The sequence below is a fragment of the Streptomyces sp. NPDC004658 genome (assembly GCF_040609555.1).
GTDB lineage: Bacteria > Actinomycetota > Actinomycetes > Streptomycetales > Streptomycetaceae > Streptomyces.
In genome coordinates this window covers 94,628-102,354 of record NZ_JBEXKG010000004.1, presented here as the reverse complement: position 1 = coordinate 102,354, position 7,727 = coordinate 94,628, and the positions used below count along the sequence as shown (strand labels likewise).

The following is a 7,727-nucleotide window of genomic DNA, read 5'->3' as shown; positions in this document are numbered from 1 at the left end:
GTTTCCCCCCTGGGCGGCGGGACGCAATGGGGGCGCGTCGCTCATCCTCGGGTGGGGAGGAGTCGTCGCGGCATGTTGTCGGCCCCGGGCGGCGGGAAGCGGTGGCGGCACCTGGTTCCCCCCTGGGCGGCGGGACGCAATGGGGGCGCGTCGCTCATCCTCGGGTGGGGAGGAGTCGTCGCGGCATGTTGTCGGCCCCGGGCGGCGGGAGCGGTAGCGGCACCTGGTTCCCCCTGGACGGCGAGACGCATTGGCGGCGCGTCGCTCATCCTCGGGCGGCGAGAAGTCGTCGCCGCACGTCGCTTGCCCCCGGAGGTGAGAAGCCGTCGCGCCACGTCTGTCACCCCCGGACGCTGAACGGTGTTCGCCACACGCCTGTCACCCCTGAACGGCGAGGACCAGCGGCAGCACTCCGCGTGCCCCGGACGTCCGGAGCAGGCGCGCCGCGACCGCGAGCGTCCAGCCCGTCTCGGTGAAATCGTCGACCAGCAGCACCGGACCGTTCGCCTCGGCGAGCGCCGACGCCAGGTCGGGCGGCACTGTCAACGCGCCGTCGAGCGCTTTCAGCCGCTGCGCGCTGTTGCTGCGTGGCGACCGGGGAGCGTCCCCGGCGTACTCCACCGAGCCGAGCAGGGGGAGCCTGCCGACTTCGGCGATCCGGGTGCCCAGGGAGTGGATCAACCGGGGCCGGCTGCGCGAGGCCATGGTGACGACGCCCACCGGCCGGGGAGGGGTGTCGGACGCGCCGGATGCCCAGCCGCCAGGACCTCGCGACCAGTCGGCCAGGACGTCCACCACCGCTCGGGCCACGTCGTCCGGCACTGTCGTGTCCGGCGCCTGGGGCGTGAGCAGCGGACGCAGCCGGTTGCCCCAGCCGATGTCCGACAGGCGCCCCAGCGCCCGCCCGGGCGAGGCCTGCTGCCCGGCCGGGATGCGCCCCTTGAGGTCGATGCCGATGGCCGGCAGGCCGGTCGGCCACATGCGGCGGGGCTCCACTTCCACCCCGACGCGGTCCAGGTCGCTCCGTGCGGCGTCCAGAGCCGCCGGGGACAAATCGGAGACGAAGCGCGGTCCGGCGCAGTTGTCGCAGCGGCCACAGGGCTTGGCGCCCTCGTCGTCCAGCTGGCGCTGCAGGAACTCCATCCGGCACTCGGTGGTGGTCGCGTACTCGCGCATGGCCTGCTGTTCGGCCGCTCGCTGCCGGGCGACCCACGCGTAGCGCTCGGCGTCGTAGGACCACGGCTGTCCGGTCGCGATCCAGCCGCCCTTGACCCGGCGCACCGCTCCGTCGACGTCGAGGACCTTCAACATGGTCTCCAGGCGCGAGCGCCGCAGCTCGACCAGCGGTTCCAGGGCGGGCAGGGACAGGGGCCCGTCCGCACGGGCGAGGACGTCCAGGGTGCGGCGGACCAGGTCCTCGGACGGGAAGGCGAGCGAGGCGAAGTACTGCCAGATCGCCTCGTCCTCCTTGCCGGGCAGCAGCAGTACCTCCGCGTGGTCGACACCACGGCCGGCCCTGCCGACCTGCTGGTAGTAGGCGATGGGGGAGGAGGGCGAGCCGAGGTGGACCACGAAACCGAGATCCGGTTTGTCGAAGCCCATGCCGAGCGCGGAGGTGGCGACCAGTGCCTTGACACGGTTGGCGAGCAGATCGTCCTCGGCCTGCTGCCGTTCGACGTTCTCCGTCTTGCCCGTGTACGAGGCGACGGCGTGCCCGCGCTGCCGCAGGAAGGCGGTGACCTCCTCGGCGGCGGCCACGGTGAGCGTGTAGATGATGCCGGAGCCCGGCAGGTCGTCCAGGTGGTCGGCGAGCCAGGCCATTCGGTGCGCGGCGTCCGGGAGCCGCAGCACGCCGAGGCTCAGACTGTCCCGGTCCAGCGGCCCGCGCAGGACCAGCGCGTCGGACGTGCCGCCCGTGCCGAGTTGCTCGGCGACGTCCGCGGTCACTCGCGCGTTGGCCGTGGCCGTGGTGGCCAGCACGGGGACGCCGGGCGGGAGGTCGCCGAGCATGGTGCGCAGCCGGCGGTAGTCGGGGCGGAAGTCGTGGCCCCAGTCGGAGATGCAGTGGGCCTCGTCCACGACGAGCAGGCCGGTGGCCGCCGCCAGCTTGGGCAGCACCTGGTCGCGGAAGTCGGGGTTGTTCAGCCGCTCGGGCGAGACGAGCAACACGTCGACCTCTCCCGCGGCGATCTCGGCCTGGACGGTCTCCCACTCCTCGGTGTTGGCGGAGTTGATGGTCCGGGCGTGGATACCGGCCCGGCCGGCGGCGTCCACCTGGTTCCGCATGAGCGCGAGCAGCGGCGAGACGATCACCGTGGGCCCGCTTCCTCTGGCCCGCAGCAGCGAGGTCGCCACGAAGTACACCGCGGACTTGCCCCATCCCGTGCGCTGTACGACCAGGGCCCGGCGCCGGTCCGCGACCAGTGCCTCGATCGCCCGCCACTGGTCCTCCCGCAGCCGGGCCGCGCCCGTGGCATCCCCGACGAGCCGGGCGAGGACGGCGTCCGCCTGTGCCCGGAGATCCGCGTTGCTCGTGTGCTCCATGCGTCCCATACAACAGGACGGGACCGACAACCGGGCGGGCCCGGGGCGAGGGTGTGGACAACGTGAGCCGGCTTTGTCGTGTCCCTGATTCGAGTTATCCACAGGCTCAACCGGAATCTCAAGATCCGCGAGATCGTCGGCGCATGACGAATCACAGCGAAACCACCGGACCCTTCGAAGGCGACGACATCCCGGGGCAGGAGCCGCCGACCGGACCGGCCGACCACGCCACGCAGGTCACGCTGCGCACCCCGGCGGAGCTGGCGGACGCCCTGCCCTACCTCCTCGGCTACCGCCCCGAGGACAGCATGGTGCTCGTCGCCCTGCACGACCACGCGGGCCGCCGCGGCAGGTTCGGCGGCCGGGCCCGGCTCGGTATTCCCGCCAACGAGGAGGACTGGGAGGCCGCCGCCCGGCAGCTGGCCCGCGGTCTGGTCACGGGCAGCGAGCGGCGCGGCGCCCGTCCCGAGCGGATGGTGGCCTACGTCTGCCAGGAACCGGGTCCGGGGGAGTCCGGCCGGGACGTCAAACGACGGCTGGAGAGGCTGGCCCACCTGATGCGTACCGAGTGCGGCAACCTCGACGTGCCGGTCATCGAAGCCCTGTGCGTCTCCGACGGCCGTTTCTGGTCGTACTGCTGCCCGGTCGAGGACTGCTGCCCCGAGGACGGCTCACCGATGGGCCTCCCCGGGACCTCCGTGCTCGCCGCGGCAGCCACCTACGCCGGCATCCAGGTGCGTGGCACGCTGCGTGAGCTGCGCGCCAGGTTGCAGCCCTGGGAGACCACGGCGGCGCTGAAACAGGAGATCGCCCTGGATGCGGCCGGTATGAGCCTGGTGCCCCGCCTCCTGGACCAGACGGCCCGTCAGGAGGTTGCGGAGGAGACCCTGGACCTGGCCGAGCGGATCATCCGCCGCTACGCGACGTCGGCACCGGTCTCCGGCACCCACCCGGCCGACGCACGCGACGACAACCTTCTCTCGGACGACGAGGCGGCCACCCTGATCCTCGGGCTCCAGGACCGCACGACCCGCGACAAGGCCGCCGCCTGGATGGAGGGGGACGAGGCCGGTCCGGCGCTGCGGCTCTGGCGCGCCCTGGCCCGCCGCTGCGTCGGACCCTACGGCGAGCACGCCGCCGCGCCTTTGACTCTCGCGGGCTGGGTCGCCTGGTCCATGGGGGACGAACTGGAGGCGAGGGAAGCACTGGCCATGGCCCTGGCCGCCGATCCCGACTACCTCTTCGCACGCCTGCTGCACCAGGCCTGTAACGAGGGGCTCGACCCCGAAGCGGTCCGCCGCTGCCTGCGCACGGAGAGCGCGCGGCACACGCCGAAGGAGATCGCCGGGCGAACGGCCCCGGCGCCGCGGACCCCCGTCACCGAACCCCAGCAGGCCCCGGCCCCGGCACCCGAGGCCGGCAGCCAGGCGGACGACCCGAGCGCCGAGCCGGGCTCCCGGACGGGCAGGCAGCGACGGCGCCGTGCGCGCAACGCGGCCGGTGACGACGGGCGTCACACGACCCGCGCGAAGGAAGGCCGGCGGAGGCCGACCGACACCCGCCCGCGGCCGTCCGCCACCGACGCCTCCGGCCCCGGCGGCCCGATCACCACGCGCACGCGTGCGACGGAGACAGGCGACGCCACGACCACCGGCGCCCGCTCGGACACCGGGCGTCCGTATCCCGAGGAGAACGGATGAGCGCCGGCGGTGTGAGCCCAGCCAGGTACCGGCCCGGCCGGTGTGCGCCGAGCCGAGTACCGGCCCGCCGGGGAGAGGCCCCCGGTCCACCGCGCCGGAACAGAGGCATCTCCCGACACACCTGGCGCGCACTCCTGGCGAAGCCACGAGACCGACTGGTCACGGGTGCCCTGACGGCCACCCCGGCCGACCGGTCGCGCCCCCATTCGGTCGGCTTCATCCTGGCGAGCCGTGACCCGGACCAGTTCCCTTCCGTTCACCTGAGTGGCGGACAGCCCGGGCGGGCCCAGCCGCCGCACCTCTCCTGTCCTCCGGGGCGACCCACCGGCCGCCCAGCACGTCCGAGGCACACCGAGCGCAGAAGAAGCCAGCCCATGCACCAGCAGCCGACTCCGCCCTCCGCCGCCGGCCAACGTCCGCCCCGGAGCAGGCCCGAGCCGTTCCTGACGGACGGCGCAGGGCCCCGCACGCCGACGGCAGCCGCCTTCCGACCGGCCCCCTCGACGGATGTCCGTCGCCTCGCGCCGGCCGCCCAGGGCAGCCCCCTGTCCGCCGCCCCCGCCCGGCCACGCCGCCCCACCGTGGCCGGACCGCCCCGCACACCTCCTGTCAGCCGCCCGGTACCGGAGCTCCCGCCCACGCATACCGCGCTGATCTGCGTGGCCCTGCCCGGTCTCGCCATCTCCGGGGAGTCGGGGCAGTTGGACGGCCGGGGACTGGACGGGTTCTACCGAGGCGGCAGGCGGCTGCTCTCCCGGTGCCAGGTCCGTGTGGCAGGCCGGGAACCGCTGCCGGTGCAGGCCAGGATGACCGGAGCCGACAGCGCCCGCTTCGTGGCGACGCTGCGCACGTCACCGGCCGCCGGCCCCGACCCCGATGTCGTCGTCGAACGGACACGCCACGCCGACGGAAGCGAGACGATCACCTTCCGCAACGCGGTGCCGCGTCCGCTGCGCCTGCCCGTCGAGGTGGCCCTCGGCACCGACCTGGCGGAACTCGGCGCCATCGCCGCCGGGACGGCAGGCCCGGAACTCCCGGCCAGCGTCCACGACTCCGGTCTGCGCTGGGCCAAGGCCGACGCCGCCGCCGGCGTCACCGCGGACCCGCCGCCCGCCGACGCCCTGGCGTCCGCCGGACTGCTGCGCTGGGAGCTGGAACTGCCACCGGGCGGGACGGCAGCCCTGGAACTGCGGGTGCGGCCGGAGGGCGCCGGCCCCCTGCGGGCCGCCGGACACGCGGCCACCAGCCCTCTGGCCCGTGCCCGGGCGGCCGGCGACGACCCGAGGGTGGGCCCGCTGCTGCACTCGGCCGTCGCCGACCTCCACGCGCTGCTCCTGCGCGACCCCGCACACCCCTCCGACACCTACCTCGCGGCGGGCGCCCCATGGCGCTGCGGGATGGCCCCGGCCGAGGCGCTCGCCGCCGCCCGCATGACGCTGCCCCTGGGCACCCGCCTCGCCGCGGGCACCCTGCGCAGTCTTGCCCGTACCCAGCTCCGGGGCGCGGGCCCCCGGGCCGGCCTGATCCCCGGCCCCCGGCGCGACGCCGGCCCGCACCTCCCACCGAGCTGCACCGCAACGGAGGCCACCCTGCTCTTTCCCGTCCTGCTCGCCGAGGCCCGCCGCTGGGGGCTGCCCGAACAGGAGACACAGGAACTGCTCCCCACCGCCGAGCGCTGCCTGACCTGGTTGCGAACCACCGTCCGCGACGGCACCTATCTCGCCGACCCACACCCCGCGGGACCGGCCCGCTGCGAGACCCAGGCTCACGCGCATCGCGCCGCCCTGCTCGGTGCCGACCTTCTCGACGCCTTTCACAGACCGGGCGCCACGGAATTGCGCCAGTGGGCCGAGACACTGCGGTCGGCCTTCCGGGCCGACTTCTGGGTGGAGGACCGCGGCGGCGGACGCCCGGCCATGGCCCTGACGCCGGACGGCCGACCCGTGCCCCACCTGTCCGCCACCGCCGTCCACCTCCTCGACACCGGCCTGCTCGGCGCCGGGATGTTCGCCCCGGGCCTGCTCGACAAGGTGCACACCGCACAGCTCGCCCGGCTGCTCGGCACTCCCGTCATGGACGCGGGCTGGGGGCTGCGCGGTCTCGGCACCACGGAGGCGGGACACAATCCGTTCGGCCATCGGACCGGAGCCGTGCGCGTCCAGGAAACGGCACTCGCGGTCGCCGGGCTGGCGGCGGCCGGATACGAGAAGGAAGCGGCCGGACTGCTGTACGGGCTGCTGGAAGCGGCGGAACACTTCGGTCACCGCCTGCCCGAGATGTTCGGCGGCGAACAGCGTTCGGCCGGGACCGCGCCGCTCCCGCACCCCGCCGCCTGCCGTCCGGCGGCCACCGCCGCGGCCTCCGTGATCCTGCTGCTCACCGCCCTCGCCGGCATCCGTCCCGACGCCCCCGCCCGCACGGTCACCCTGCGTCCCCTGCGCAGCGCCCCGCTCGGCGAACTCGAACTCAGCGGACTGCGAGTGGCGGGCGCCGCTTTCGCCGTGCGGATCAGCCGACTGGGACTGGCCATGGTGGAAGAGGCGGCGGACGGCCTTCAACTGGGAGTGTGACACCCCAGGGACAGGGGTGACCTCGAACGACACCACGTGATCGACGAACGGAGAGCTGGTTCCGAGCCCGTGCCGGAACGCGGCGGAATCACCACCGGCGCCATCAGCGAAGGGAGTGTTTATCGTCAGGAAGACGACTATGATCGCGGCATGCCCTACGACCCGTCAGCCTTTCCGCCCTTCGCCGTCACCGTGGACCTGGTCGTGCTGACCGTGCGGCGCCATTCCCTGTGCGCGCTGGCGGTCCGCAGGGGCGAGCCCCCCTTCCAGGGGCGCTGGGCACTGCCCGGCGGCTTCGTACGGGCCGACGAGGATCTGTCCCAGGCGGCGGCGCGCGAGCTGGCCGAGGAGACCGGGCTGTGCGCCCACGACCCCTCTGCCCCGGCCCAGGACAACGGTGCCCACCTGGAGCAGCTCGCCACCTACGGTGACCCGAAGCGGGACCCGCGCATGCGGGTGGTCAGCGTCGCGCATCTGGCGCTCGCGCCCGACCTGCCCGCGCCGCGCGCCGGCGGTGACGCCAGCAACGCGCGCTGGGCGCCGGTCGAGGAACTGCTGCAGCAGGGTGGCTATGGCCGCGACGGCGAACCGGTGGCACCGCTCGCCTTCGACCACGCGCAGATCCTCGCCGACGGTGTGGAACGCGCCCGATCCAAGATCGAGTACTCGTCGCTGGCCACCGCCTTCTGCCCGCCCGAATTCACCGTCGGTGAGCTGCGCCGGGTGTACGAGGCCGTGTGGGGCGTGGCCCTGGATCCGCGCAACTTCCACCGCAAGGTCACGGGAACCCCCGGATTCCTCGTCCCCACGGGGGGTACGACCACACGCCAGGGCGGCAGGCCGGCCCAGCTCTTCCGAGCCGGCGGTGCCACCCTGCTCAACCCGCCGATGCTGCGCCCCGAGGTCTGATCCG

4 protein-coding genes are annotated in these 7,727 nt (G+C 74.1%); 3 read left to right on the top strand and 1 reads right to left on the bottom strand.

Going from position 1 to position 7,727, the window contains the following annotated elements; translation table 11 throughout:
- Nucleotides 1–378: 378 nt before the first annotated feature.
- Nucleotides 379–2,544, bottom strand: a complete 2,166-nt coding sequence (locus ABZV94_RS03395) for a RecQ family ATP-dependent DNA helicase (RefSeq protein ID WP_356336686.1) — start codon at nt 2,542–2,544, stop codon at nt 379–381.
- Between the two features lie 143 nt (nt 2,545–2,687).
- On the opposite strand from ABZV94_RS03395, the gene ABZV94_RS03390 reads away from it, so the two are divergent.
- The 3 genes from ABZV94_RS03390 to ABZV94_RS03380 all read left to right on the top strand — a co-directional run bounded on the left by ABZV94_RS03390 (nt 2,688) and on the right by ABZV94_RS03380 (nt 7,723).
- A complete protein-coding gene (locus ABZV94_RS03390; protein ID WP_356336684.1) occupies nt 2,688–4,244 on the top strand; it encodes a DUF4192 domain-containing protein in 1,557 nt (518 codons plus the stop codon).
- A gap of 659 nt (nt 4,245–4,903) precedes the next feature.
- Nucleotides 4,904–6,814: a glycogen debranching N-terminal domain-containing protein gene (locus tag ABZV94_RS03385; protein WP_356336682.1), complete on the top strand. Its 1,911-nt coding sequence runs from the start codon at nt 4,904–4,906 to the stop codon at nt 6,812–6,814.
- A gap of 150 nt (nt 6,815–6,964) precedes the next feature.
- A complete protein-coding gene (locus ABZV94_RS03380; RefSeq protein WP_356336680.1) occupies nt 6,965–7,723 on the top strand; it encodes an NUDIX hydrolase in 759 nt (252 codons plus the stop codon).
- Nucleotides 7,724–7,727 lie beyond the last annotated feature (4 nt).